Source organism: Gordonia sp. N1V, assembly GCF_029269935.1.
GTDB lineage: Bacteria > Actinomycetota > Actinomycetes > Mycobacteriales > Mycobacteriaceae > Gordonia > Gordonia polyisoprenivorans.
In genome coordinates, this window is record NZ_JARJDD010000027.1 from 35,959 (window position 1) to 60,372 (window position 24,414).

Genomic DNA, 24,414 nt, shown 5'->3' on the forward strand with positions numbered 1-24,414 from the left:
GGCGCCGCAGCGACGCGGATCGTCAGTCGCCGCGGACGCGCCGGATCACCATACCCACCGCAGCTCCGACCGCGGCGGCACCGGCGAGTGCACCGACCTTCGGCATCGGACTGACCTCCACGGTCGGACGCATCACCACCGGTCGCTGCTGCGTCTCGTCGATCTCGTCGTCGACCTGGAAATCCTCGTTGATCGGATCGGTGGCGCACCACGCGGTGGCGTACAGGATGATCCGCGACGCGAGGTAGGCGAAGACCATGATGCCCAGAATCGGCCCGAACGCGGCTCCGGCCGGGCTGCCGAGCACCGACTTGAGGTAGAGCCCGCCGAGGTTCTTGATGATCTCGAACGCGATCGCGGTGATCAGGCCGGCGCTGAGGCAGTTACGGAAAGGCAACGGCACCAGGGGAAGACGGGCCAGCACGAGGGTAAAGAGCATCCAGCTGGCGAAGACCGAGATCGCGATCGCCACCACCCGCAGCAGCACCGGAGCCCATGAGGTGTGGTCCACGCCGACCCACTCGAGGACCTTCCTGACGATGCCACCGCCGTTGGCCAGCGTCGTCAGTGCCATCGTCGCAGCGAAGGCCAGCCCGAGCACCACGAAGGTGAGCAGATCGGTCACCTTCGAGACGAGAGCATTGCGCGACAGCCTGCCCCCGAACATCTCGGTCATCCCGGCTCGCACACCGGCGATCCAGCCGACACCGGTCAGCGCGGCACCGACGAGACCGATGATGCCGACCGTGGCGCGTGAGGAGATCGCCGAGTCGATCACGGAACCGATCTGGTCGCCCATGCCGCCGGGCAATTGCTTGACCACGGCGTCCTTGAGTTGTTCGATCAGATCGGGGTTGCTCGCCAGGACGAATGCCGCGATGGCGAACGCAACCATCAGGATCGGGACGAGCGCGAGGATTCCGTTGAAACTGATGCTCGCGGCATGGACGTTGCCGCGCCGATTGGTGTAGCGCTCCTGGGTGCGCATGGCGTGACCAAGCCACGGCCAGCGCTCACGAGCGGCAGCGAACCATTCTTTGGCGCGTGCAAGTAGATTCTTGAACCACGCGATCACCGAACCCATCGTCGCCTCACCTCCCTGTCGGCGAAGCGCCCGGGCTCCGCGTGGGTGCGCCCGACAGCGGTCCGCGTCGGTACGCCTACTGACGCTCCGCGTCGGTACCCGCCGACCCGGATCAACCGGGCACGGGCCTCACGCCCCTACCGTAGGTGCCAGGAACCCGACTTTGTCGTATACCGACTTCAGCGTGGCGGATGCGATCTCACGGGCCCTGGCCGCGCCCGAGGCCAGGATGGCATCGAGTTCGGCGGGGTCGTCGAGGTATTCGGAGACGCGACCGCGCAGGGGTGTCACGAATTCGGTGAGGATCTCGGCGGTGTCCACCTTGAGATCGCCGTACCCCTTGCCCTCGTACTTGGCGACGAGATCGTCGATGCCCACCCCGGACAACGCCGACTGGATCGTGAGCAGGTTACTCACGCCCGGTTTGTCGGTGGGATCGAAGGAGATCTGCGAGCCGGTGTCGGTGACCGCGGAGCGAATCTTCTTGGCCGAACGCTTCGGGTCGTCGAGCAGATTGATCAGACCCTTGTCGGTCTCGGCGGACTTGCTCATCTTGGCCGTCGGGTTCTGCAGGTCATAGATCTTCGCGAATTCGGAGACGATGTGCGCACGTGGCACCCGCAGGACGCCGCCGAAGCGTTTGTTGAAGCGCTGGGCGAGGTCTCGGGTCAGCTCGAGGTGCTGGCGCTGGTCCTCACCGACCGGGACGAGGTCGACGTCGAAGGCGAGGATGTCCGCGGCCATCAGGATCGGATAGGTGAACAGTCCGACCCCGGCGGCGTCGGCGCCCTGTTTGGCACTCTTGTCCTTGAACTGCGTCATCCGGTTGGCCTCGCCGAATCCGGTGATGCACTGCAGAACCCAGGTCAGTTGCGCGATCTCGGGGATGTGTGACTGCACATAGACGGTCGCCCGGGTCGGGTCGACGCCGACGGCGAGCAACTGCGCCACCGACACCCGGGTGCGGTGCGCCAATGTCGCGGGATCGAATTCCGCGGTGAGGGCGTGCATGTCGGGGATGAAGTAGAACGCGTCGAAGTCGTCCTGCAGGGCCACCCACTGACGCACGGCACCGAGATAATTGCCGAGGTGAAAGGAATCGCTGGTGGGCTGGATACCCGACAACACACGTTGACGCGGCGCAGACACCGACCCGGAGACGTCACTCATGGGTCGATTCTTTCAGACGGGTCGAGCGGTTTACCGCGGGAGCCCGACGGTGCGATCAGACGCCGGAGATCAGTCGTATATCACGGTGACCGGGGCGTGATCGGACCACCGGCGATCGTAGGAGTCGGCGCGATCGACGAAGGCCTTCACCGCCCGTCGGCTCAATGAACGGTTGGCGAGCTGGTAGTCGATGCGCCAGCCGGAGTCGTTGTCGAATGCCTTGCCCCGCCACGACCACCAGCTGTAGGGGCCGTCGACAGCGGGGTGCAAGTCGCGTACGACGTCGGTCCAGCCCGACTCGAGGCGCGCACCCACCCACTCCCGCTCGTGGGGCAGGAAGCCGGGATTCTTCAGATTGCCCTTCCAATTCTTGATGTCGAGCTCGGCGGGCGCGATGTTCCAATCCCCACCCACGACAACATGCCGACGGCGCCGCGCCGCGCCGGCGAGATACTCACCGAACTCGTCAAGGAAGCGCTTCTTCTCGGCGAACTTGGCGGTCTCCTTCTCGGTGGCCGACGGTGTCGGTTCTGCTGCGCCCTTCGGCAGATACAGGCTGGCCGCGGTCAGCGCCCCGAGTTCCGGGATGTCGAAGTCGGCCTCGAGGTAGCGACCGGTCGCGTCGAATTCCTCGCTGCCGAATCCGACACGCACCGCTTTCGGGGCGGACCGGCTCAGCACTCCGACCCCGGCATGGCCCTTGACGACCGACTCGGTCATCGACAGGTGCCAGCCGGCGTCGAGAGCAGGACCCAGTGCAGCTTCTGTCTGCTCGGTGTCGGCCCGGATCTCCTGCATCAGGACGATGTCGGTGCCCGACGCATCGAGCCAGCTCAGGAAGCCGGGGTTGATCTCCGAACGCTGCTTGGTGGCGGCGCGGATGCCGTTGACGTTGATGGTGGTGATCGACGTGGTCACGGTGCCCCACCCTACGTGCGGCCACCGACACGTTATCTGGAGTGGTTCCAAAGGTAAGGCAACCCTTGTGCCGACGCCGCACTTTATGTAATCCTCACCTAACAGCCAGATGAGGTGAGTTCCATGTTCGTTTGTATCTGCCGCGCGGTGACCGAGGACGAGGTCCATGAGCACTGCACCGCGGGCGCTCGAACCGTCGACGCGATCAGCGACCGCTGTGGCGCCGGCGAGGGATGTGGCACCTGCCTCGATCGGCTACAGCAGATCGTGAGCGAAAGGACGTCCGTCACCACCGCAGCCTGACCCACCCGAGTTCTACCCCACCGCGAATTGGGCGTGTGGGGCGATTGCTCGTGCTAACGTTCGAAGAACCAGTCCCTGGACCGAACGGAGTTGTGGCATGCGTGGAGATGACGAGGTCATCGCCCTGCTCAATGAGCAGCTGACCAGCGAATTGACGGCGATCAATCAGTACTTTCTGCACTCCAAGATGCAGGACAACTGGGGGCTGACCGAGGTGGCCTCCAAGACGCGCGCCGAATCCATCGAGGAGATGACCCACGCGGAGATCCTCACCGACCGGATCCTGTTCCTCGAGGGCCTGCCCAACTATCAGCAGATCCTCCCGTTGCGCATCGGCCAGACCCTGCGTGAGCAATTCGAATGCGACCTGGCCATCGAGATCGAGGTCGTCGAGCGTCTCAAGCCGGGAATCGCGATGTGCCGCGACAAGGGTGACATCACCTCGGCGAAGCTCTTCGAGGAGATCCTCAAGGACGAAGAGCACCACATCGATTACCTCGAGACCCAGCTCGAGCTGATGGATCGCCTCGGCGAGCAGCTCTACATGTCCAAGACGGTCGCCACGCCACCCGACGTGGGCTGATCGGGTCGTCGGGTCCGGCGCGCCGCCGCCAGGGCGACGCCCAGGACCACGACTCCCGCCACGGCCAGCGCGGCCCCGAGCACCGATGGTGCGCGATAGCCGTGACCTGCCGCGATCACGATGCCGCCGAGCCATGCGCCGGCGGCATTGGCGATGTTGAGGGCCGAATGGTTCAGCGCCGCCGCCAGCGTCTGGGCGTCCTCGGCGACATCCATCAAACGGGTCTGCAACGCGGGCACCATCGAGGTGCCGGCGACACCCACCAAGAAGGTCAACGCCAGTGCAGCCCAAGTGATCTGAACGAAGAGGGCAAAGCAGAGCAAGACCGCGGCGAGCCCAACGAGTCCCACCAGGATCGAGCGCGACACGCTGCGGTCGGCGGCGATCCCCCCGATGATGTTGCCGACGACCATGCCCAGCCCGAACAGCATCAGCGCGAGCGGGACCAGCCCCACCGGCAGGCCACCGAGTGTGGTCAACGTGGTGTTCAGGTAGGTGTAGAACGCGAACATCCCCCCGAAACCCACGATTCCGATGAACAGGGTGAACCACACCTGCGAGCGGCGCAGGGCACCGAGTTCGGTGACCGGGTTGGTGACGCGCATGTCACGCAACGACGGCAGGCTGCGGATCAGGGCGGCGACGGTCGCCACGCCGACGACGACAACCACCAGAAACGCACTGCGCCAACCGAAATGCTCACCGAGCCAGGCAGCCATGGGCACGCCTGCGACGTTGGCCACCGCCAGGCCGAGCATGACCTGCCCGATCGCCTTGGCGCGCCTGCCCGGACCCGCGAGATGCGCTGCCACCAGAGCGGCGACCCCGAAATACGCGCCGTGCGGCAGACCGGCCACGAACCGCGCCGCGACCAGCAGGCCGAAGGACGGCGCGAGCACCGTCGCGACGTTGCCGACGGTGAAGGCGACCATCAGGCCGATCAGCAAGGTGCGCCGCGACATCCGGGCGGTCAGGGCGGCGATGAGTGGCGCACCGACCACGACGCCGAGCGCGTACGCCGAGATCACCGTCCCGGCGGTGGGCTCGCTGACATCGAGGGCGCCGGCGATATTGGGCAACAGACCCATCGCGACGAACTCGGTGGTCCCGATACCGAAACCGCCGAGCGCGAGCGCCAGGATCGCCCAGCGTAGCGACGTCTGGCGACGAGAAACATTGTCGGACAACGCAATACCGAGATCATCGGACGCCACCGACGGCGCCGCGCCGGTCGCGGGCGTCGCGTCGGCGGTCACGGCGGAGGTGGGATGGGCTGATTTCGACACGGGAGGCGTAACCACGGCGCGTCCGCCGCGGATTCCCGCCGACGCGGGTGAGTTCGTTCACACGGGTTTGTCGGACCGGAATCGAGACGCCCGTCACGGTGTGGCGGCAGCGGATTCCTTCACCGACGACGGGGTCGGCACCGTAATTTGATCGGGCGCGGAACCGCTTCCGGCATCACCTGGTGACGGCGCGGAACTCTCCTGCGACGACGTTGCCGACGGCGACGGCGTCGCGCCCGACTCGGACCTCGAACTCGACTCCGGTGACGTGCTCGGCGCAGGTGACGTGCTAGGAGCAGGTGACGCACTAGGAGCAGGTGAGGTGCTCGGCGCAGGTGACGTGCTCGACTCCGGTGCCCGCCTTGCGCCGACAGCGCCCCCGCCCTCACCGACAGCGCCCCCGGTCCCGCTGACTGCGCCCGCCTCATCGCCCACAGCGCCCGCCTCATCGCCCACAGCGCCCGTCTCACCGTCGACTGCGCTCTGCTGGGACGCAACCAGCGGCACCGCGACATGTGTCGGGGTCGACAGCACCGACGCACCCGCACCCGTCGAACCCCTCGGCACCGTCGTGATCCCCTCGACGACGCGCGCCACCCAGTACCTCACGAAATTGAGCGGCAGCGCGACGATGCTCTTGCCGCTGGCGAGCAACGCCTGGGCTCCCTGCTCGAAGAGCTCGCCGTTCCAGGTGAGCACGCCGGTGATGGTGTTCTCGAAGGCGTACAGATCCGGCAGGTACGCGCCGTAGCCCAATTGCGGCAACGGCGGAAACCAGTCCATGACCCACCGGATCGGCGGCTGAAAGTCGGCGAGGGTGATCCCGATGATGTCGGGTAGGCGGAACCGGTAGGCCACGAGGTCCGGGACCGACCAGTGCAGGCCCACGGCGTCGACGAGGTTCTGGGTGAGGATGGCCATCGACGAGGGCGAGGCGATCGTGCAGGTCTGCAACGCTCCGCTCTGCGTACATGTCATGGGCTCGTTCGCGCCGTTCATGTCCCAGGTCGTGCCGGTACCCGGGAATTGATACATGTGAAACGGATACTGACCATGTTTGACCCAGTAGCCAAGGAGCGCGTCGAGGTCGCCGATCGGGTCATGGAACGGATCGGGGAGATCGCAGATCGGATCGCCCGCGATGCAGTAGGTGGTCACCGGCAGGCCCCCGTAGTCGGTGACTGCTCTGGTTCCGGACATGGTCAGACCGGGGATGATCCCGACCAGGGTCGCCTCGATCCCCTGTCCCCACAGCGTCGCCGACATCCGCGGATCGGAGTAGAGCTCTCCCGACACCGTGCGTGCACCGTCGGAATCGGTGGTGGAGATGACGTAGGTGGAGCCGTCGTCCATGGTCACCGGCCGATTCGCGCCGATGTCGGTGAGGACGTCGCCGGCCACCCGCGCTCCCTGCGAATAGCCGGCGATGACGATCTTCTTGTCGGCACCGCACTGCTGCTGGTACGCGGCGACGGCCTGCTCCAGGTTGGCCGACCCTTCGGCCTCGCTGGCGTTGTATCCGACAGACCCGAGTGGCCAGATGGTCGCGGAGTACGGGACCTGCTCGATCTCGTAGGCGCCCGCGCCGGAGTACGGACTGTTCGGCAGCTCCTCCCAGTTGGCGCCGTGCCCGGTGTAGCGCTGTTCGATCCCCACGAGATAGGAGCCGTCGGAATTCCACGTACCGCCGACGATGAACACCCGACCGGGTTGACTGCACGCCGCCGCCGTTTCCGCCGACGCGACCCCGTGACCCCAGAATGCGGCCGCGATGAGCGCCACACTCGCGGCCCCGACCACTCCGGTCGAGATGCTGCCGCGGAGCGAGGCGAAGGAAGGTGAGAGCCGCATCGGACACGTCCTTGGGCGAGGGAACCGTGATGTGGCAAGAGTAGGCAGACGGGGCGGCCGATTCCGGCGGATCGGTCGAGATCAGGACGGCGATTCGTCCGTCCGGGCGACACCTACCGCCGCGCCCGAACCGCACGGACCGTTTCTGTCCAGCACGCAAACCAGGCTGAGCAGGAGGGTTCTCAGCCGACGACGACCGTGTTATATCCTTGACGCCAGGTCATGAGTATCAGCGTCAAGCCCCGGCTCGCTGATCGGCAACCCTCCAACCGCGGTGGGGTGCTCCGGGTGATGACCGGGTTGTGGGATCGCGACGAGCATCCCCGGCAAGCGCGGGTCCGAAGGTCGGACCCCATCAGGGTCACCACACCCTGCCGACCGCAGAAAGTGATCTATTTTCATGTCTGACGTAGCCAACGACGGTACGGATGCCCAGAACCCAGCCGACAACTGGAGTTTCGAGACCAAGCAGATCCATGTGGGCCAGTCGGCCGACGCCGCCACGAACGCTCGTGCACTGCCGATCTACCAGACCACGTCGTACGTCTTCAACGACACCACCCACGCGGCCAACCTCTTCGGCCTCGCCGAGCCGGGCAACATCTACACCCGCATCATGAACCCCACCCAGGACGCCGTCGAGCAGCGGGTCGCCGCACTCGAGGGCGGTGTCGCAGCACTGCTGGTCGCGTCCGGTCAGGCCGCCGAGACCTACGCCATCCTCAACATCGTGGAGAACGGCGGACACGTCGTGTCGAGCCCGCGTCTGTACGGCGGGACCTACAACCTCTTCCACTACACGCTGCCCAAGCTCGGCATCGAGGTGAGCTTCGTCGAGGATCCCGAGGATCTCGATTCGTGGCAGGCCGCGGTCCGCGACAACACCCGCGCGTTCTACGGCGAGTCGATCTCCAACCCCAACAACGAGATCCTCGACATCGAGGGCATCTCCGAGGTCGCCCATCGCAACGGCGTGCCGCTGATCGTCGACAACACCGTCGCCACCCCGTACCTGCTGAACCCGCTGGCCCATGGCGCCGACATCGTCGTCCATTCGGCGACCAAGTACATCGGCGGGCACGGCACCGCGATCGGCGGCATCATCGTCGACGGCGGCACCTTCGATTGGCGGGTGCAGCGTGATGGTCAGGATCTGTTCCCCGGCTTCACCACCCCCGATCCCAGCTACCACGGTGCGGTGTTCGCCGACCTCGGTGCGCCGGCCTACGCGCTCAAGGCGCGCGTGCAGTTGCTGCGTGACACCGGCGCGGCGATCTCGCCGTTCAACGCCTTCTTGCTCGCCCAGGGACTGGAAACCCTGAGCCTGCGCGTCGAGCGCCACGTCGCCAATGCGCAGCGGGTCGCGGCCTACCTCGCCGATCACGCTCAGGTCGAGTCGGTGGCCTACGCCGGTCTGCAGTCCTCGCCCTGGTATGCCCGTGGTCAGAAGCTCGCGCCCAAGGGGCAGGGCGCGATCATCGGCTTCGAGATCGCCGGTGGCGTCGACGCCGGGAAGCGCTTCGTCGAGGCGTTGACGCTGCACAGCCACGTCGCCAACATCGGTGACGTGCGGTCGCTGGTCATCCACCCCGCGTCGACCACCCACAGCCAGCTGACCCCCGAGGAGCAGCTCGCTGCCGGCGTGACCCCCGGCCTGGTGCGCCTGGCCGTCGGTATCGAGGGCATCGACGACATCATCGCCGACCTCGACCAGGGTTTCGCGGCGGCCAAGTAGTTCGAGGACAGGAGCACAACACCCGTGTCGGTGAGCATCGACCCCCAGGCGACCACGACGCATCAGCCCGAGTGGGAACGAGTTCCCGACGGGCAGATGGTCCGAATGCGTCTGGGGTCGTTGTCTCTCGACAACGGGCAGCAACTCGACGACGTCACCCTGGCGTTCCAGCGCTGGGGGGCGTTGTCGCCTGCACGGGACAACGTGATCCTGACCCTGCACGCCCTGACCGGTGACTCGCACGTCACCGGCGCTCCCACCGACGAGCATCCCTCCCCCGGGTGGTGGGATGGTCTGATCGGGCCGGGAGCGGCCATCGACACCGACGAATGGTGTGTCATCTCCGCCAACGTCCTCGGCGGCTGCCGTGGGTCGACGGGCCCGTCGTCGCCGGATTCGCAAGGGCGGCCTTGGGGTTCACGCTTCCCCGACATCACCGTGCTCGATCAGGTGCGTGCCGAGGCAGCCCTGCTCGATGCCCTCGGCATCAAGGGAATCGGCGCGGTACTCGGCGGCTCGATGGGTGGCGCGCGTGCGCTGGAGTGGGCGATCGAGTACCCCGATCGGGTCCGCAGCGCACTGGTGCTGGCGGTCGGCGCGCGTGCCACCGCCGATCAGATCGGCACGCAGACCACCCAGATCGCGGCCATCACCTCCGATCCCGACTGGCAGGGCGGCGACTACCACGGCACCGGACGGTCCCCGATCGCCGGCCTCGGGATCGCCCGGCGCATCGCCCACCTCACCTACCGATTCGAGGGTGAGCTCGACGAGCGGTTCGCCAATACGCCTCAGGCGCAAGAGAATCCGCTTCTCGGCGGTCGCTATGCGATTCAGAGTTATCTCGAGCACCAGGCCGACAAGCTGATCGAGCGCTTCGATCCGGGCAGCTACGTGGTGCTCTCCGACGTGCTGAACCACCACGACGTCGGCCGCAACCGGGGCGGGATCGCCGCCGCCCTCGCCTCGTGCACCGTCCCCACCATCGTCGCCGGCATCGATTCGGATCGCTTGTATCCGTTGCGGTTACAAGCCGAGATCGCCGAGGGCCTCGGCAATTGCGTCGGCGGGCTCCAGGTGGTCCGCTCCGACAAGGGCCACGACGGGTTCCTCACCGAGTTCGACGCGATCGCCGATCTCCTCAAGCGCACTGTGGATCTCGCTCGCCGCTGACGCACTCACACCGACACAGACCGACCCGCCCACGCGCCTGCAGGCGTCGTGGGCGGGCTCGTCTCAGCGGGCGGGTGTGGTGGTGGTCGTCTCCGCCGGATTCCCCGCACTCGGCGCCTGCGCGGTACTCGACGACGGCTGTGAGGGCCGCATTTCCGGAGCGAATCCCGGCGCGGTCGTCTGCGGCGGCACGATGCTGGGGATCAGACCGGACGGGATCAGACCGGACGGGATCGGCAGCGTCGGATACGGGGTCAGTGTCGGGCCGGTCGGGGTGGTGGTCGACGGGGTGGTCGCCGACGGCGTGGTGGTGTTGGGCACCAGCGTCAGGGTGGTCGTCGACGTCGTGAGCGGCAGTTCGGTCGTCGCCCAACTCGGGAGTTGCTCGTGCCCGTCCGGCGAGGTCGGCGAAGACACCGCGACCGAGGTCACCACCGACGTCGTCTGGTGATGTGACGTCGTCGTGAATCCCGAATCCCGGGTGGTGTCAATGGTGTGCGCATCGGCGGTGCGCGTCGGCGAAGGCAGCGGGTCGGCGTCGTCGGTCACGGTGGCGCCGACGGCGACCGCCGCCATCACGATCGCACCGATGATCCCGGCCACGATCGCCACCGGTACCGCCGACCAGCTACGCGCGCGGCGACCGCCGATGAAGGCCAGTCGGTTGGTTCCCGACTTGCCGGCGAGCATCGCCGCACCGGTGGCCGCGGCCAATTCCGGCGACGCCGGGGTGAGGAGTTCGAGTCCGGCATCGGGCACGATTCGTCGGGTGACGGGGAGATTCGCCAACCCACCGACCAGCACCGCGGCGTCGGGGGCGTCACCGCGCAACCGGAGATCGGCGAGGTAGCGGGCGAACACCTCGCGCGCCTCGTCGACCATCGGGCCGGCGACCCGCTCGACGGTCGCCGAGGTCAACGACACCCCGGCCAATCCTGCCGATGAGCCCAGCCCCGCGGTCGATGCACCCGAGGCGGACGTGGGGTCGGCGACCTCTTCCTTCGCTGTGCGGCAGGCGCTGACCAGCTTGGCCCGCTGGCGCTTGGTGCGGGTGCCGGCGTCGGCGCCGTCCACCTCCGCAGCGATGTGGTCGGCGAGTGCCTCGTCGATCCGGCGTCCACTGAGCACCGTCGACCTCTCGATCGACCCGACCCGGCCTGCGGCCGGATCCACGGTGTAGAGCGACACGCCGGTGTCGCCGCAATCGGCGACGACCACCGACGAGAATCGTCCGATCTGTCCGGTTCGGGTCAGGAATTCGGCGACCGCTTCTTCATCGGAGCCGAGGTGGATCTGACGGCGGGTACCCGACCCTCCCGAGCGCAGACGACGGCGCTGGGTGGCGGTCCGCGCCGCCACCCCGATCGGGCCGACGCGTAGTTCGGCGGCGCGGGCGGCGTCGAGCATCAGGTCGATGCCCGCGTTCACGCGTCCCACCGAATCGAGTCCGTCGGTGGGATCGACGTCGAAGACGCGCGCCTCGAGTGCGGTGCGACCTGCCTCGTCGTGCGTGAGCAGGACGTAATGGATCATTCCCTCACCGACGGAGACGCCCAGCGACGTGGTGTCGCCCGGTCTTGCCTGGTCGTTGATCTCGAACGTCGAACTGATGTCAATCCCCACTTAGTGTTGCTAACAATCGCTCCGCTCGGCGGAGTTTGTGCGTCGGGTCCGTACCCCGAATGTCACGCTTAGGTCACCAGTGTAATCAATCTGTGCCCAAAGGGTCGATCGACGTCGCCAGCCAGAGGATCAGCGCACCTGCCGACGCCATTGCCGCGACATCGAAGAATTTACCCCTGACCTGCAGCAACCCGGCCCGCGAGGTGGGGATCAGCGCGCGCAGGAGTGCGCCGAACAACAACGCCGATCCGAACACGAACGCTCCGCGACGCCATCGATCGAACAACACGAGTGCCGCGGCGGCCACGACGCCGAGCAGCACCAGCAGGTAGGGAATCTGTACCGCGTAGGCGCGCACCCGTCGGACGTGGCGCAACCGCTCCACCCGTTGGGGGGCGCCGCCGGTCATCGCGAACGGGTCCCGACGGCGTCGCCCGCGGCGTTCCGCACGGAGTCGCCTGCGGTGAGCGCCGCGAGCTGAGCCTCGGCCCGTTCGACGACGTTCACCAGCAAGAAGGCGCGCGTGAGCGGCCCGACCCCGCCCGGGTTGGGCGAGACGTGTCCGGCCACATCCCAGACGTCGGGCGCGACGTCGCCGCGCAGGCCGTCCTCGGTCCGGCTGACGCCGACATCGATCACGGCGGCACCCGGCTTGACCATGTCGGCGGTCACCAGGTGCGGCACCCCTGCCGCGGCGATGACGATGTCTGCGCGGACCACCTCGGCGGCGAGGTCGCGCGTACCGGTGTGGCACAGGGTCACGGTGGCGTTCTCGCTGCGCCGCGTCAGCAGCAGGCCGATGGGCCTGCCGATGGTGACGCCGCGGCCGATGACGGTCACCCGCGCACCCGCGATGTCGATGCCGTAGCGCCGTAGCAGGTGGATGACCCCCCGCGGCGTACACGGCAGGGTCGATTCCTTGCCCAGCACGAGTCGGCCGAGGTTGATCGGATGGAGGCCATCGGCGTCCTTGGCCGGGTCGATACGCTCGAGCGCAGCGTTCTCGTCGAGATGTTTCGGCAATGGGAGCTGCACGATGTACCCGGTACAGGCGGGATCGGCGTTGAGTTCGTCGATGGCCGCATTGAGGTCCTCGGTCGTCGTGTCTGCGGGCAGATCCTTGCGGATCGACGACACCCCGATCCGCGCACAATCGGCGTGCTTGCCCTTGACGTAGGACTGCGAGCCGGGGTCGTCGCCGACCAGGATGGTCCCGAGTCCTGGGGTGACTCCCGCACTGCGCAACTTCTCCACTCGTGCGGCGAGGTCGGTGAAGATCTCGTCGCGGGTGGCCTTGCCGTCCAGTCGTATCGCGCTCACGCCGACCATTGTTCCATTCCGCTGTGCGACCGATCGCCCGGCCGGGCCGGTAGCCTGCGCTCATGTCGCCTGCAGCGCCCGATCGGGACGCCGATCGCGCCGGAACCCCCGTCGCCGTCACCGCTGCCGACGTGATGGCGGCGCGTGCACGACTCGCGGGCCGCCTGCGGCGCACTCCCCTGCTCGAGACCACGCTCGACACGGTCGGCGGACCGGTCGATGTGGTGTTCAAGCTGGAGTACACGCAGCTCGGTGGCTGCTTCAAGGTGCGCGGCAGTCTCAATGCGGTGCTCGACGCCGTCGCCCACGATGCCCTGCCCGAGGCCGGGGTTCTCGTGGCCTCCGGCGGCAACGCCGCGCTCGGTGCGGCCTGGGCTGCCCGACTCGTCGGCGTTCCGGCGACCGTGGTGGTCCCCGAGACCGCTCCGGCGGTCAAGATCTCGGCGCTGCGTTCACTCGGTGCGACGGTGCGGCTCATCGGCACTCGTTATCAGGAGTCCGCCGACGCCGCCGCCGCGCTGGCCGCCGACTCCGGCGCACTGCTGTTGCACGCCTACGATCTGCCGACGATCGTGGCCGGCGCCGGGACCATCGGCCTCGAGGTGGCCCAGGACCTCCCCGGCCACAGACTGCAGACCGTCGCCTGTGTCGGCGGTGGCGGTCTGCTCGCCGGACTCGCTGCCACGTTGCGGCCCGGTGACCGCCTCATCGGCGCCGAACCGATCGGCGCCTCGTGTCTGGATCAGGCCCGGGCGGCCGGAGAGCCCGTCACCGTCGAGCTGGACAGCATCGCGGCGGATTCGCTGGGTGCGAGTCGGGTCGGCGGCATCTGCTGGGCGACCATCGCTGACCGGGCCGTGGACTCCGTGGTCGTCGACGACGCCGACCTCATCGCGGCCCGCCGGATGATGTGGGACCGCTTCCGGATCGTCATCGAACACGGCACGGCCACCGCCGTCGCTGCGGTCACCACCGGCGCCGTCGAACCCGCGACCGATTCCACGTTGTGCATCGTCCTGTGCGGGGCCAACACCAGGCTCGACGACCTGCACCCGGCACAATGACAGCCATGTTCCGGATCATGTTCTACCAACCGTGCATCCCGCCCAACACCGGCAACGCGATCCGGCTGGCCGCGAACACCGGATGCGAGCTCCATCTGATCGAGCCGCTGGGGTTCTCGATGTCGGACGCCCAGGTCAAACGAGCCGGCCTGGACTACCACGAAATGGCCACGGTGACAGTGCATCCCAACCTGGTCACGGCATGGACGACGCTCAAGCCGCAGCGCGTGTTCGCCTTCACCGCGCATGCGCAGCGCTATCACACCGACGTCGACTACCGTCCCGGCGACGTCCTGTTGTTCGGCCCCGAGCCGACGGGACTGCCCGAGGAGGTTCTCGACGAGCCGGAGATCACCGACCGCATCCGCATACCGATGCTCGCCGGCCGACGCTCGCACAATCTCGCGAACGCGGCGAGTATCGCGGTGTACGAGGCCTGGCGACAACAGGGGTTCGACGGGGCGGTGTGAATCCTGCGCACGTTCCTCAGCGCAGCGCTTTTCGGGCCTCCGGCCAGAAGGCCATTCCGGCGACGGCCAATCCACCGGCTCCGATGATGGCGACGGCGGCGTCCACGCTGGTTCGGCCCTGCTTGGCCCAATAGACGTCCTCGAGATCGAGCAACAGGGCCAGTTCGTCGACGATGAGTCCGACGCCGGTGCCGTAGGCGATGGCGGTCGCCGGGTGGCGCCGGTGTCGTTCGGCTCCGCGCACCGCGACGGCACCGATGGCGCCGAGTAACCCGATTCCGATGTTGTAGTGGTGAAAGTGGTGTCCACCCAGACTCATTCCACCGCCGGCGGGGCCGTGACCGGCGCGAATCCAGTGCGTGATGCCGCGCGCGGTGACGAAGGTCGTGGTGAAGGCCGCCCACGACAGCACCGCGGATTGTTCGCCGGGCTCGAGCGACCCACGCCACGCCCGTCGCAAGCGCACCCACGGCAGTCGGGCCGCGGACAGATCGGCGTCACCGGCCTGCCCGTACGCGTGCTGCGCCGGCCCGCTCGGTATCGAGCCGGATTCTCCGGTATGGGGCAATTCTTCGGTTTGCGTAACCTGTTGTCGCACGGCAGATTCCGAGTTCGACGGGGAGCTGTCAGGTGACATGACCCGATGATGCCACTTCCTGCTGCTCGCGTGCGGAGACCCGAGAAACCCTCCTCAGGCGACCCGGAAGCGTTTGGTGCGTGAGGTCGCGCCGCCGATGAGGTTCACCCTCGACTTCGGCACACCCAGGTGGGCGGCGAGTAGTTCGGCGACCGCCTTGTTGGCCTTGCCCTCGGTGGCGGGCTCACGCACGTAAATCGTGATCGAGCCGTCCGGACCGGTCTGCACCAATGGTCCCTTCCGACTGTTCGGCTTCACCGTCACCACCACTTGCTGTGGCATTCTCCACCCCTCGAATCGTCACGTCCCGCCGCGGCGCAGGCCCGGTGACGATTGTGCCGTATGCCCGATGCGGCCGCTCTCACCGCATCAGCGCAGCCCGGTGTCCGGACCGATCGCACCACAGCCCGCTGTCCCCCGGGTCACCTATCGTCGCCCAGTGAGCCCGGAGACATCGCACGGGTTGCGTCTTCTTGGCAACCCATGCACGGCCCCCTTCACTTTCGGATGCTCGCGATATCCTCCAATTGCGTTGCGCAACACTCTTTTTCAATATCGCATGGCCATTGTTATATGTTCGGACGGCCGAATATCGAGCAATGTAGACAGAATTGAAATATATGTCCTCATAACTTGTTATTGTGTGATGAGTGGCGAATCCGCCACTTACCACCAGCGACAATCGGATAGAAAGATGACCATCAACAACAGCCAGACCCCCGACCCCACCGCCAAGCGCCGCAAGAAGAAGGCCCTTCTCGCCGCGGGCTCGGTCCTCGGCGTAGGCGCGGTGATCACCCTCGCCGCCTGGAACGATTCCGTGTGGGGCGACTCGCAATTCGGCACCGGCGAGAATTCCTGGAACGTTCAGGGCAGCTTCGACGCCGGGGCGAACTGGGACGAATTCCTGACACAGGACGACGCGGGCAACATGGTCTTCACTCTGGGAACCATCGATCCCAGCGCATTGATGCCCGGCGACTCCGTCCATGCGCTGGTCGGACTCAAGGAGACCGAGGGCAACATGGCCGCCGACGTCACCGTCCAGGGCGCCAGGGTCGACAGCACCAACACCCTTGGCCAGAAGCTCATCGTCAGCATTGCCGACCTGGGCGCTGTTAATCCGGGCACATACGACGGCACCGGCGGTTCGGCCATTCTGAGTAACAGCGCCATGACCTCCGGACAGAGTTCGTCGACCGTCCGGGTCGACGCGAACGGCCAGAAATGGCTGGGGTTCACCGTGACCCTGCCGTCCGGGACCAATCCGTCGGGACTCGACCAAACCGTCAACGCGGCCTGGGAGATGTCGGCCCAAAGCGTCGACAGCTGAGCGGATCCCGCTGGTCCCCTCCTCACGCAGGCGGCCGGCCACCGCGCCGGCCCGCCTGCCCGCATCATCACAAGAACTCAGCGACGTCCATCACTTCCGCTGTATCACAGACTTTTTCGACCGCAATCACCATCGTGGTCACCACTCACGCACTCCCCCGGGAGAGCACGATGAGAACATGTACCCCTGACACACCCATCCGGATCGGCCGCCACCTGCGTTCGCTGTTGGCCATATCGATCGCCGCGGCCACCGCCATTCTCGGCTTCGGCGCGCTGACATCGCCGGTCGCCACGACCGCAACAGCGAGCACACCGACAGCGGCCACCTTCAACCTGTTCATCCCGGGGACCTGGGAGACCGACGATGCCGCCGATCCCACCTCGGCCACCGGCATGCTCGAACCGGTCGCCAACCGCATCGCCGCCGATCACGGCGCCGGCGCGGTCGTCTACTTCCTTCCCTACATGGCTCGCGCCTTCGACAACGGGCAGAGTTACGCGACAAGCAAATCCACCGCGGTCGCCAACGCGTCACAGATTCTGCGCGAACACGCCGCAGTACATCCCGGCGCGAGCTACACCATCACCGGATACAGCCAAGGCGCCGACGCCGCAGGCGATCTCGCCGCCGCCATCGGTCACGGTGACGGTCCGGTGACCGCAGATCGCGTCCGCGCAGTGGCGTTGCTGGCCGACCCCCGGTCCGGAACCGACGGGGAGCAGACCGTCGGCCCCACCTCGACGGGCACCGGGATCGCCGACCCCCGTCCCCAGGGCATGGGTGCGCTCGCGGGCAAGGTGATCACGATCTGCCACCCCGACGATCTGTACTGCTCCATCGACAAGGACCGCAATCCCGTTCTCGGGCAGATCGGTTCGGCTCTCGGGACAACCACCGAGGAGACCGAATCGGCTCTCACCCGGACCGCCGACGCGATGAGCACCCTGGCCTCGCTCGACATGGCCGGAATCGCCGACAACGCCGACCGGCTCCGCGAGAGTCTCGTCGCCGGCGACCTGCGCGCCGCCCACCAGATCTCGGGAACCCTGAACAACCAATTGCGCCCGCTGGTGACGCTCGCCGCCGCCATCGATTACGGCACCGTCGCCGACGTTCTCACCGTCATCCCGGATGAGACCGGAATGATCACGGCCGCAGCCGCACTCGCCCGCATCCTGGATCGCGTCGACATCGAACGCACCGCCGACGTCGTCGGCCGGATTCAGGAACTCAGCTGGTACGTCCTCGGTCGTCTCACACCCTCCGACGCAGTCCTCACCACCCCCGATGTCGTCACCTCGGCAGGCGACGTCGTCGACATCACACGTGAACTCGGCTCCCTGGCGAATGATTTCGTCACCGGACGCAGTGCCGGTCCGTCCGGTACGCCCTTGGTGTCGACCGAATTGACCGACGCCGCAAGCGCGTTGGCACGCGTCATCGCCGCCCACGCGATCGCCGACCCGGCGGCGGTCATCACCGACGCGGTCACCGCCGCCGACTTCGCCGCCTCCGACGCACATGTCGACTACCGCTCCTTCGTCGTCGACGACCACGGGACCACGGCACTCGACTGGATCGGCACCTGGCTCTCGAGCCGGATCGGCGAGATCTGACCAAGCGATCGGCCCTCCACGTCGGTCGCGCACGAAAACCACAGCACGAGAAAGAAAGACAATGACACGCGCCATGTCGCACCCGGCGTCGTCACGGCACACCCCCACCATCCTCGCGTGGTCGGTGCACACCACCAACGACACCGGCCCGGCGACTCCCATCGACCCCGCACCGGCGGGCCCGCCGCCCCGATCACCGATTCTGCGCGTGCTCGAGAACACGATCATGAATGTCCTCGCCGCCGCAGGCCTTGTGTGCATCGTGCTGGTCATCTGGGCCTTCGTGGGCAACTACTCACTGATCATGTTCAAGACCGGATCGATGTCACCGACGATTCCGCAGGGATCGCTGGCCCGGGTCCATCAGATACCGGCGTCGGAGATCTCCGTCGGCGACATCGTCACCGTCGATCGTGAGACGGGACGTCCGGTCACCCACCGGGTGACCGAGGTCCACCCCCAAGCCGACGGCCACGCGTTGATCGCCATGAAGGGCGACGCCAATCCCAACCCGGATCCGGGCATGTACCGGGTCGCCGAAGTCCGTGAAGTCGTCTGGCACGCACCAGGACTCGCCAAGGGCGTGGTGTGGCTGGCCAATCCCTACGTACTCGGCACGATCACCATCTGTGCCTCGCTGCTGGTGCTCTGGGCGTTCTGGCCACGCTCGCCTCGCATCCGCGAGTGAGCTCGCCCGCGTCCACCGTCCACCCATCCACCTGCTCGCACCGGAAACCACCATGACACGCACCAAGATCGCCGTCGTCCTCGCCGCCATCGCAACCATCGCCGCCGGCATGCTCGCCGTCCAGACCACCGGGGTACTCGCCTCCTGGCAGTCCGCGATCTGGGGTACCTCGACGTTCGCGCGGGCCGACGTCACCGAGGGGTACGCACGCTCGCTCACCGGTCGGGCCACCATCGATCGCGTCATCACCACCGACAACGTCGAGGCCACCCGCGTCACCCACACCCACGACAATCCCGGTACGTCCACCGTCACCGATGTCATCGACACCAGCGGGCTGCTCGGGATCACCAGAGCCGAGGGCGCCGGCACGTCGACCGCGAGCTACACCGCCTCCGGAAACGCGACCGGCTCGGCCTCGGCGACGATGAACAGCTTCGAGATCTACGCGACCGCACTGTCGTCGAGTCGCCGGGTTCAGCTGACCGCGCCGATCAGCGCATCGGCGGTCTGCACCGCCGACAGCGGTCCCACGGTCACCGCACCGGCGGGCGGCACGATGACCATCGGCAGCACGACGGTTGCGGTCCCCGCCGCAGGCACCTCCACCGACTTCACTGCGCCGATCACCGCCGCACGCCTGCGGGGCACGCTGACCAGCTACGCGAGCGTGACCGGGGATTCCGCGCTGTCGGCGCTGCGGCTCCAGATCGGCGAATACGACCTGTTCGGCACCAACTACTGGACCATCGATGCACTACTGGTCCGCGCGGAATGCGGATTGGGAGCCGCCCTTCCCGATGTCGACACCTTCGCCGCACCGATGAGCTCCGTCGCCGAGGAGACCCGCGCGGACGCGGAGTCCAGCACCGCAGAGGCCACCGGCGACGCCGCGGTCGATGACGAGAACACCGAGGAATCCGATTCGGCACCAAGCGATTCCGTTGCCGAATCGCCCAGCGGACCCAACACCGTGACCACGGTGCAGCGCGGTGTCCCGTTCGACCTGATCGCCACCGACGGCACCGAGTTGGGTCGCGCCACAGTGCATGACGTCGTCTCGACCGCCGGCGACGACGGGATCGTCGTCGCGGTGCGGATGAGCGTCGACACGTCGGCCGAGACCGGTGGTGCACGACTGTCGCGGATGTCCGCCGACGATGTCGCACACCTCGTCAGCGGGCGGAGGATCGCTGTCGGATCGGCCGAGACCGACCGGGGCACAATGATTCCGGCCACGCTGCACCCCGAGAGCACCTACACCGGCTGGTTCGCCTTCACGATCGGACGCGGCGGCGGCTCGGCGGTGTGGCAGCCCAGCGGCACCGCGGGATGGATGTTCGCGTTGCCGAGCACGGTGATCGCCCCCGAGATCACCACGCCGGGAACCACTCCCGAGAGTGTCACGCCGGAAGGCACCACTCCCGAAGTCACCGAACCCGAGGTCACCACGCCCGACCCGGGTGCCCCCGAAGCCGGGGCAGCCGAGACGACGACGCCGGGCACCGGTGGTGCACCGACGACCGACACGGCAGGATCAACGGTGGGCACCGCACGACCAGGGACCACGGACAAGTCCGGCAGCTGACCTCCGACGGCACTGGCTTCCGGGGCAGGCACCGTAGCGCCTCACTGCCAGTCCCGCGATCGCGTCCCCACTCGAAGGTCCATGCGCTGCAATCGGTCCGCGACCACGGTGACGGCCCCTTCGGCGTTCTGCACCTTGCCGCGCACCAGCAATGCCGACGCCGAGGTCGCCAGCTCGCGCTGGCGAATCCACAAGCCCACCGAGCAGACGACGTTGACCATCCCGGTCTCGTCCTCGAGATTGATGAAGGTCACCCCGGAGGCGGTGGCCGGGCGCTGGCGATGGGTCACCGCCCCGCCCACCAGGACCCGCGACCCGTCGGGTACCGACAGCAGCCCGTCGGCGGGGATCACGCCGAGTGCGTCGAGCCGCGGACGCAGGTACTGGGTGGGGTATGCCGTCGGGGTCACCCCGGTCGCCCACGCATCGGTCGCGGCCAACTCGACATCGGACAGGCCCGGCAGGGTCGGGGTCGCCGCCGTCTGATGCAGGTCGAGGTGTTCGGCCCGGGCGCTCGACGCGACTCCGGCCTCCCACAGGGCCTGGCGTCGGCTCAGCCCGAAGCAGTCGAACGCGCCCGCACCGGCGAGTCCCTCGAGCTGACGGGTGCTCAACGCGGCACGCCGGGACAGGTCGGTGACCCCGGTGAAATCACCATCGGCGTTGCGGGCGAGCACGATACGCTCGGCCACCTCCTCGCCGACCCCGCGTACCGCAGCCAGACCGAGCCGCACCTCGAGCCCCGTGTTCTCCAACGTCGCCTCGGCGAGTGAGCGGTTGATGTCGGGCCGGTGTACCCGCACCCCGTGCCGCCGGGCGTCGGCGACAAGGGACTGCGGTGAGTAGAACCCCATCGGTTGTGCACGCAGCAATGCTGCGCAGAATGCCGCCGGATGATGCAGCTTGAACCACGACGAATAGAACACCAGCGACGCGAAACTCTGCGAATGACTCTCGGGGAAACCGAAATTGGCGAAGGCCGCCATCTTCTCGTAGATGTGGTCGGCAGCCTGCCCGGTGATGCCGTGGGTGCTGCGCATGCCCTCGTAGAACCGTTGACGCAACCGTTGCATCTTCTCCGGCGAGCGCTTGGAGCCCATCGCCCGGCGCAGCTGATCGGCCTCGGAGGCGTCGAACCCTGCCACGTCCACCGCGAGTTGCATGAGTTGCTCCTGAAACAGCGGAACCCCCAGTGTGCGTTCGAGAGCCCCGAGCATCGACGGGTGTTCGACGGTGACCGGCTCGTCGCCGTTACGGCGGCGGATGTAGGGATGCACCGACCCGCCCTGAATGGGCCCGGGCCGGATCAGCGCCACCTCGACCACGAGATCGTAGAAACAGCGCGGTTTGAGACGGGGCAACGTGGCCATCTGAGCGCGCGACTCGACCTGGAACACCCCCACCGAGTCGGCGCGGCAGAGCATGTCGTAGACGGCTTCCTCGGTGAGATCGAGCTGCGCCAGATCGACGTGGATGCCCTTGTGCTCGGCAACCAGGTCGATCGCATAGTGCAGCGCCGAGAGCATACCCAGCCCCAGCAGATCGAATTTCACCAGACCGATTGCCGCACAGTCATCTTTGTCCCACTGCAGCACACTGCGATCGGCCATCCGGGCCCACTCGGTGGGGCACACGTCGGCGATCGGTCGATCACAGATCACCATCCCACCCGAGTGGATACCCAGATGCCTGGGCATACCGGCGATCTCACCCGCCAGACGCGTGACGTCGGCGGGCGCGTGGTCGGGCATCTTGGCCCACGCATCCTGTTGTCCCGGCGCGTATCCCAGGGCGCGCGCCATGTCACGGACCGCGGACTTGCCGCGATAGGTGATCACGTTGGCCACCTGTGCGCTGTAGTCACGGCCGTACCGGCGATAGACGTACTGGATGGCCTCTTCCCGACGGTCGGACTCGATGTCGACGTCGATGTCGGGCGGGCCGTCACGCTCGGGAGCGAGGAACCGTTCGAACAACAACTCGTTGGCGACCGGGTCGACATTGGTGATACCCAACGCATAACAGACCGCGGAGTTGGCAGCGCTACCACGCCCCTGACACAGGATGTCGGCGCTCTTGCAGAAATCGACGATGTCGGCGACGACCAGGAAATAGCCGGGGAACGTGAGGGTTTCGATGATCGCGAGTTCGTGTTCGATCTGCCGATAGGCCTGTGGATGTTGCGCAGGCGTGCCGTAACGCCGGAGTGCCCGGGTCATCGTGAGGTGACGCAGCCAGGTGGCCTCGGTATGACCGTCGGGCACCTCGAAGGGTGGCAGTTGCGGTGCGATCAAACCCAATTCGAAGGCACAGTCGCCGGCGATGTGCACCGCGTTGTCGATGGCCTCCGGATGCGCGGACAGCAATCGCGCCATCTCGTCACCGCTGCGCAGATGCGCACCGCCGACCCCGGGCATCCACCCGGCGATGGTGTCGATGTCGGTGCGGGCGCGAACCGCGGCCATCGCCATCGCCAGACGTCGCTGGGGCGGTCCGGCGAAATGCGCACCGGTGGTGGCCACCGTCGGCAACGCGAACAGACCGGCCAGAGAGGACAATACGGCGTTGCGTTCGTCGTCGTCGGGCTGGCCGGTGGCGGTGAGTTCGACGGCCACCCCGTTGCGGCCGTAACGGTCGACGAGATCGCCGAGAGCTTTCTGCGCGGTCGCACGTCCGCCCCGCTCGAGGGCTCGGCGTACCGACCCCTTACGGCAGCCGGTGAGCACGAGCCAGTGACCGCCGTGGTCGGTCAGCCGGTCGGGGTCGTAGCGCAGCAGCCCCTTCTCGCCACCGGTCATGTGCGCGTCGGCGATCAGCCGCGAGAGCCTACGATAGCCCTCGCCGTCTCGGGCCAGGACGAGCAGGTGCTCGCCCGGTGGGTCGTTGACACCGGTCCGCGCCACATCGGGCTGCAGGGACAACTCGGCGCCGAAGACCGTCGGCATCCCGAATTCCCGTGCGGCCTCGGCAAATCGGACAACGCCGTAGAAACCGTCGTGATCGGCGATCGACAATGCCTTCAGATCGAGGCGCTGCGCCTCGGCGACCATCTCCTCGGGCATCGACGCCCCGTCGAGAAAGCTGTAGGCACTGTGCGCGTGCAGTTCGGCGTAGGGCACACCCGAGGGTTCCTGATCGACCTCGGGCGCGACATAGGGTCCGCGTTTACGCGACCATGCCGGGGAGTCACCGCCGTCACCGGGGCCGAAGAACTCGCCGGGCCGCTCGCCGGCTCGCGAGCGGCCGGAGAGCACTCGCTCCATCTCCGACCAGGTCGGTGGTCCATGGTTCCAACCCACTCATCGAGTATAGAACATGCGTTCGATTCGCGTCGGTCTTACCTCATCCTCTCAACTCTTCGGCGAGACGGGCCAGTCGTCGGGGTAACGGTCGGCGACCTCATCTCGCATACGTCGCAGCCCCTTGCGCGCCCGGGCGGTGAGCCGATCGCCGAACACCATGCCGGCCAGATGATCGGTCTCGTGTTGCAGACACCGGCCCAACAGCCCGCCGGCGGTGATCGTCACCGGCTCGCCGAACTGGTCCTCACCGTGACAGGTGGCGACCGACGGACGCGACAGGGTGGCGTACGCGCCGGCATACGACAGACACCCCTCGTCGTAGTCGACGAGGCGGCGGTCGCGCCCCTCGGGCAGTTCCAGGCGCGGATTGCAGACAACCCCGGTCCGTCGCGTTCCGGTCTCGTCGCCGCAGTCGTAGATGAAAACCGCGAGGTCCACCCCGATCTGGGCCGCGGCCAGGCCCGCACCGGCCGCCGCGGTGTTGGTGGCGAACATGTCGGCCAGCAACGTCTGCAATTCCGGGCCGAAGTCGGTCACCGGGCGCGCCTCGCGATGCAACACCGGATCACCCCAGGCGACGATGGGGCGCACGGTTCCGAGCTTCAGCAATTCGGCGATGGGCATGCACACAGTTTCCTCCGCCGATGAGCGTGCCGTCAGGCGGGCT

General features: G+C 67.2%; 22 protein-coding genes and 1 riboswitch. Of the genes, 10 read left to right on the plus strand and 12 right to left on the minus strand.

All coding sequences use genetic code 11. From position 1 onward, the window contains the following. Nucleotides 1–22 precede the first annotated feature (22 nt). From P3L18_RS24590 to P3L18_RS24600, 3 genes are all read right to left on the minus strand, one after another. Nucleotides 23–1,084 carry a YhjD/YihY/BrkB family envelope integrity protein gene (locus P3L18_RS24590; RefSeq protein ID WP_079929252.1) on the minus strand — a complete coding sequence of 354 codons (1,062 nt, stop codon included), beginning with the start codon at nt 1,082–1,084 and terminating at the stop codon, nt 23–25. Nucleotides 1,085–1,213: 129 nt separating this feature from the next. After that, nucleotides 1,214–2,254, minus strand: a complete 1,041-nt coding sequence (gene trpS, locus P3L18_RS24595; protein ID WP_276115539.1) for a tryptophan--tRNA ligase — start codon at nt 2,252–2,254, stop codon at nt 1,214–1,216. 69 nt (nt 2,255–2,323) lie between these two features. Beyond that, nucleotides 2,324–3,172, minus strand: coding sequence for an exodeoxyribonuclease III (locus P3L18_RS24600; RefSeq protein ID WP_276115540.1), 849 nt, complete (start codon nt 3,170–3,172; stop codon nt 2,324–2,326). Between the two features lie 123 nt (nt 3,173–3,295). On the opposite strand from P3L18_RS24600, the gene P3L18_RS24605 reads away from it, so the two are divergent. Beyond that, a complete protein-coding gene (locus P3L18_RS24605; protein WP_079929249.1) occupies nt 3,296–3,475 on the plus strand; it encodes a (2Fe-2S)-binding protein in 180 nt (59 codons plus the stop codon). Nucleotides 3,476–3,572: 97 nt separating this feature from the next. Further along, entirely contained in the window at nt 3,573–4,058 is a 486-nt protein-coding gene (bfr, locus tag P3L18_RS24610; RefSeq protein ID WP_079929248.1) for a bacterioferritin, read from the plus strand. On the opposite strand, the gene P3L18_RS24615 is transcribed toward bfr, so the two are convergent. Together P3L18_RS24615 and P3L18_RS24620 are read right to left on the minus strand one after the other, a co-directional pair. Beyond that, nucleotides 4,016–5,251 carry an MFS transporter gene (locus P3L18_RS24615; RefSeq protein ID WP_238534916.1) on the minus strand — a complete coding sequence of 412 codons (1,236 nt, stop codon included), beginning with the start codon at nt 5,249–5,251 and terminating at the stop codon, nt 4,016–4,018. The two genes, bfr and P3L18_RS24615, sit on opposite strands and share 43 nt — an antisense overlap. Before the next feature lie 186 nt (nt 5,252–5,437). Next, a complete protein-coding gene (locus P3L18_RS24620; protein ID WP_276115541.1) occupies nt 5,438–7,195 on the minus strand; it encodes a PE-PPE domain-containing protein in 1,758 nt (585 codons plus the stop codon). Nucleotides 7,196–7,413: 218 nt separating this feature from the next. Next, a riboswitch (SAM riboswitch) is annotated at nt 7,414–7,534 on the plus strand. Between the two features lie 61 nt (nt 7,535–7,595). On the opposite strand from P3L18_RS24620, the gene P3L18_RS24625 reads away from it, so the two are divergent. Next, nucleotides 7,596–8,930, plus strand: coding sequence for a bifunctional o-acetylhomoserine/o-acetylserine sulfhydrylase (locus tag P3L18_RS24625; protein WP_079929245.1), 1,335 nt, complete (start codon nt 7,596–7,598; stop codon nt 8,928–8,930). Between the two features lie 24 nt (nt 8,931–8,954). After that, nucleotides 8,955–10,103: a homoserine O-acetyltransferase gene (locus tag P3L18_RS24630; protein ID WP_014359510.1), complete on the plus strand. Its 1,149-nt coding sequence runs from the start codon at nt 8,955–8,957 to the stop codon at nt 10,101–10,103. Nucleotides 10,104–10,166: 63 nt separating this feature from the next. On the opposite strand, the gene P3L18_RS24635 is transcribed toward P3L18_RS24630, so the two are convergent. From P3L18_RS24635 to P3L18_RS24645, 3 genes are all read right to left on the minus strand, one after another. Further along, complete coding sequence (locus tag P3L18_RS24635) at nt 10,167–11,726, minus strand: Hsp70 family protein (protein ID WP_276115542.1); 1,560 nt, start codon at nt 11,724–11,726, stop codon at nt 10,167–10,169. 85 nt (nt 11,727–11,811) lie between these two features. Beyond that, nucleotides 11,812–12,135 (minus strand): DUF3017 domain-containing protein, encoded by a 324-nt coding sequence (locus P3L18_RS24640; RefSeq protein ID WP_006367530.1) that lies wholly within the window; start codon nt 12,133–12,135, stop codon nt 11,812–11,814. Beyond that, entirely contained in the window at nt 12,132–13,046 is a 915-nt protein-coding gene (locus P3L18_RS24645) for a bifunctional methylenetetrahydrofolate dehydrogenase/methenyltetrahydrofolate cyclohydrolase (protein ID WP_276115543.1), read from the minus strand. The genes P3L18_RS24640 and P3L18_RS24645 overlap by 4 nt, the downstream gene beginning before the upstream one ends. Before the next feature lie 62 nt (nt 13,047–13,108). Here P3L18_RS24645 and P3L18_RS24650 point away from each other — a divergent pair, with 62 nt between their 5' ends. Together P3L18_RS24650 and P3L18_RS24655 are read left to right on the plus strand one after the other, a co-directional pair. Further along, the gene (locus P3L18_RS24650) at nt 13,109–14,110 is read left to right on the plus strand and encodes a serine/threonine dehydratase (protein WP_276115544.1); all 1,002 of its coding nucleotides are present in this window, start codon (nt 13,109–13,111) and stop codon (nt 14,108–14,110) included. A gap of 5 nt (nt 14,111–14,115) precedes the next feature. After that, the gene (locus P3L18_RS24655; protein ID WP_006367533.1) at nt 14,116–14,580 is read left to right on the plus strand and encodes a tRNA (cytidine(34)-2'-O)-methyltransferase; all 465 of its coding nucleotides are present in this window, start codon (nt 14,116–14,118) and stop codon (nt 14,578–14,580) included. Between the two features lie 16 nt (nt 14,581–14,596). Here the strand turns inward: P3L18_RS24655 and P3L18_RS24660 are convergent, their stop codons facing one another. Next, nucleotides 14,597–15,070 (minus strand): hypothetical protein, encoded by a 474-nt coding sequence (locus P3L18_RS24660; protein WP_026920221.1) that lies wholly within the window; start codon nt 15,068–15,070, stop codon nt 14,597–14,599. A 201-nt stretch (nt 15,071–15,271) separates the two neighbouring features. Then, nucleotides 15,272–15,499 carry a DUF167 domain-containing protein gene (locus tag P3L18_RS24665; protein ID WP_014359505.1) on the minus strand — a complete coding sequence of 76 codons (228 nt, stop codon included), beginning with the start codon at nt 15,497–15,499 and terminating at the stop codon, nt 15,272–15,274. A 412-nt stretch (nt 15,500–15,911) separates the two neighbouring features. On the opposite strand from P3L18_RS24665, the gene P3L18_RS24670 reads away from it, so the two are divergent. From P3L18_RS24670 to P3L18_RS24685, 4 genes are all read left to right on the plus strand, one after another. Then, the gene (locus P3L18_RS24670) at nt 15,912–16,550 is read left to right on the plus strand and encodes a SipW-dependent-type signal peptide-containing protein (protein WP_276115545.1); all 639 of its coding nucleotides are present in this window, start codon (nt 15,912–15,914) and stop codon (nt 16,548–16,550) included. Nucleotides 16,551–16,720: 170 nt separating this feature from the next. Further along, nucleotides 16,721–18,169 (plus strand): cutinase family protein, encoded by a 1,449-nt coding sequence (locus P3L18_RS24675; RefSeq protein WP_276115546.1) that lies wholly within the window; start codon nt 16,721–16,723, stop codon nt 18,167–18,169. A gap of 61 nt (nt 18,170–18,230) precedes the next feature. After that, nucleotides 18,231–18,857, plus strand: coding sequence for a signal peptidase I (locus tag P3L18_RS24680; protein ID WP_276115547.1), 627 nt, complete (start codon nt 18,231–18,233; stop codon nt 18,855–18,857). Nucleotides 18,858–18,909: 52 nt separating this feature from the next. Next, nucleotides 18,910–20,445 (plus strand): hypothetical protein, encoded by a 1,536-nt coding sequence (locus P3L18_RS24685; protein ID WP_276115548.1) that lies wholly within the window; start codon nt 18,910–18,912, stop codon nt 20,443–20,445. Nucleotides 20,446–20,486: 41 nt separating this feature from the next. Here P3L18_RS24685 and P3L18_RS24690 read toward each other — a convergent pair whose 3' ends face one another. Beyond that, nucleotides 20,487–23,744 carry an error-prone DNA polymerase gene (locus P3L18_RS24690; RefSeq protein ID WP_276115549.1) on the minus strand — a complete coding sequence of 1,086 codons (3,258 nt, stop codon included), beginning with the start codon at nt 23,742–23,744 and terminating at the stop codon, nt 20,487–20,489. Between the two features lie 51 nt (nt 23,745–23,795). Continuing rightward, nucleotides 23,796–24,371 (minus strand): peptide deformylase, encoded by a 576-nt coding sequence (def, locus tag P3L18_RS24695; protein ID WP_079929234.1) that lies wholly within the window; start codon nt 24,369–24,371, stop codon nt 23,796–23,798. Nucleotides 24,372–24,414: the final 43 nt, after the last annotated feature.

Excerpts from the sequence above, each read along its gene's own strand:
- P3L18_RS24590 (WP_079929252.1), bottom strand. The coding sequence starts at position 1,084 with ATGGGTTCGGTGATCGCGTGGTTCAAGAATCTACTTGCACGCGCCAAA.
- trpS (WP_276115539.1), bottom strand. The coding sequence starts at position 2,254 with ATGAGTGACGTCTCCGGGTCGGTGTCTGCGCCGCGTCAACGTGTGTTG.
- P3L18_RS24605 (WP_079929249.1), top strand. The coding sequence starts at position 3,296 with ATGTTCGTTTGTATCTGCCGCGCGGTGACCGAGGACGAGGTCCATGAG.
- bfr (WP_079929248.1), top strand. The coding sequence starts at position 3,573 with ATGCGTGGAGATGACGAGGTCATCGCCCTGCTCAATGAGCAGCTGACC.
- P3L18_RS24620 (WP_276115541.1), bottom strand. The coding sequence starts at position 7,195 with ATGCGGCTCTCACCTTCCTTCGCCTCGCTCCGCGGCAGCATCTCGACC.
- P3L18_RS24625 (WP_079929245.1), top strand. The coding sequence starts at position 7,596 with ATGTCTGACGTAGCCAACGACGGTACGGATGCCCAGAACCCAGCCGAC.
- P3L18_RS24640 (WP_006367530.1), bottom strand. The coding sequence starts at position 12,135 with ATGACCGGCGGCGCCCCCCAACGGGTGGAGCGGTTGCGCCACGTCCGA.
- P3L18_RS24650 (WP_276115544.1), top strand. The coding sequence starts at position 13,109 with ATGTCGCCTGCAGCGCCCGATCGGGACGCCGATCGCGCCGGAACCCCC.
- P3L18_RS24655 (WP_006367533.1), top strand. The coding sequence starts at position 14,116 with ATGTTCCGGATCATGTTCTACCAACCGTGCATCCCGCCCAACACCGGC.
- P3L18_RS24665 (WP_014359505.1), bottom strand. The coding sequence starts at position 15,499 with ATGCCACAGCAAGTGGTGGTGACGGTGAAGCCGAACAGTCGGAAGGGA.
- P3L18_RS24670 (WP_276115545.1), top strand. The coding sequence starts at position 15,912 with ATGACCATCAACAACAGCCAGACCCCCGACCCCACCGCCAAGCGCCGC.
- P3L18_RS24675 (WP_276115546.1), top strand. The coding sequence starts at position 16,721 with ATGAGAACATGTACCCCTGACACACCCATCCGGATCGGCCGCCACCTG.
- P3L18_RS24680 (WP_276115547.1), top strand. The coding sequence starts at position 18,231 with ATGACACGCGCCATGTCGCACCCGGCGTCGTCACGGCACACCCCCACC.
- P3L18_RS24685 (WP_276115548.1), top strand. The coding sequence starts at position 18,910 with ATGACACGCACCAAGATCGCCGTCGTCCTCGCCGCCATCGCAACCATC.
- def (WP_079929234.1), bottom strand. The coding sequence starts at position 24,371 with ATGCCCATCGCCGAATTGCTGAAGCTCGGAACCGTGCGCCCCATCGTC.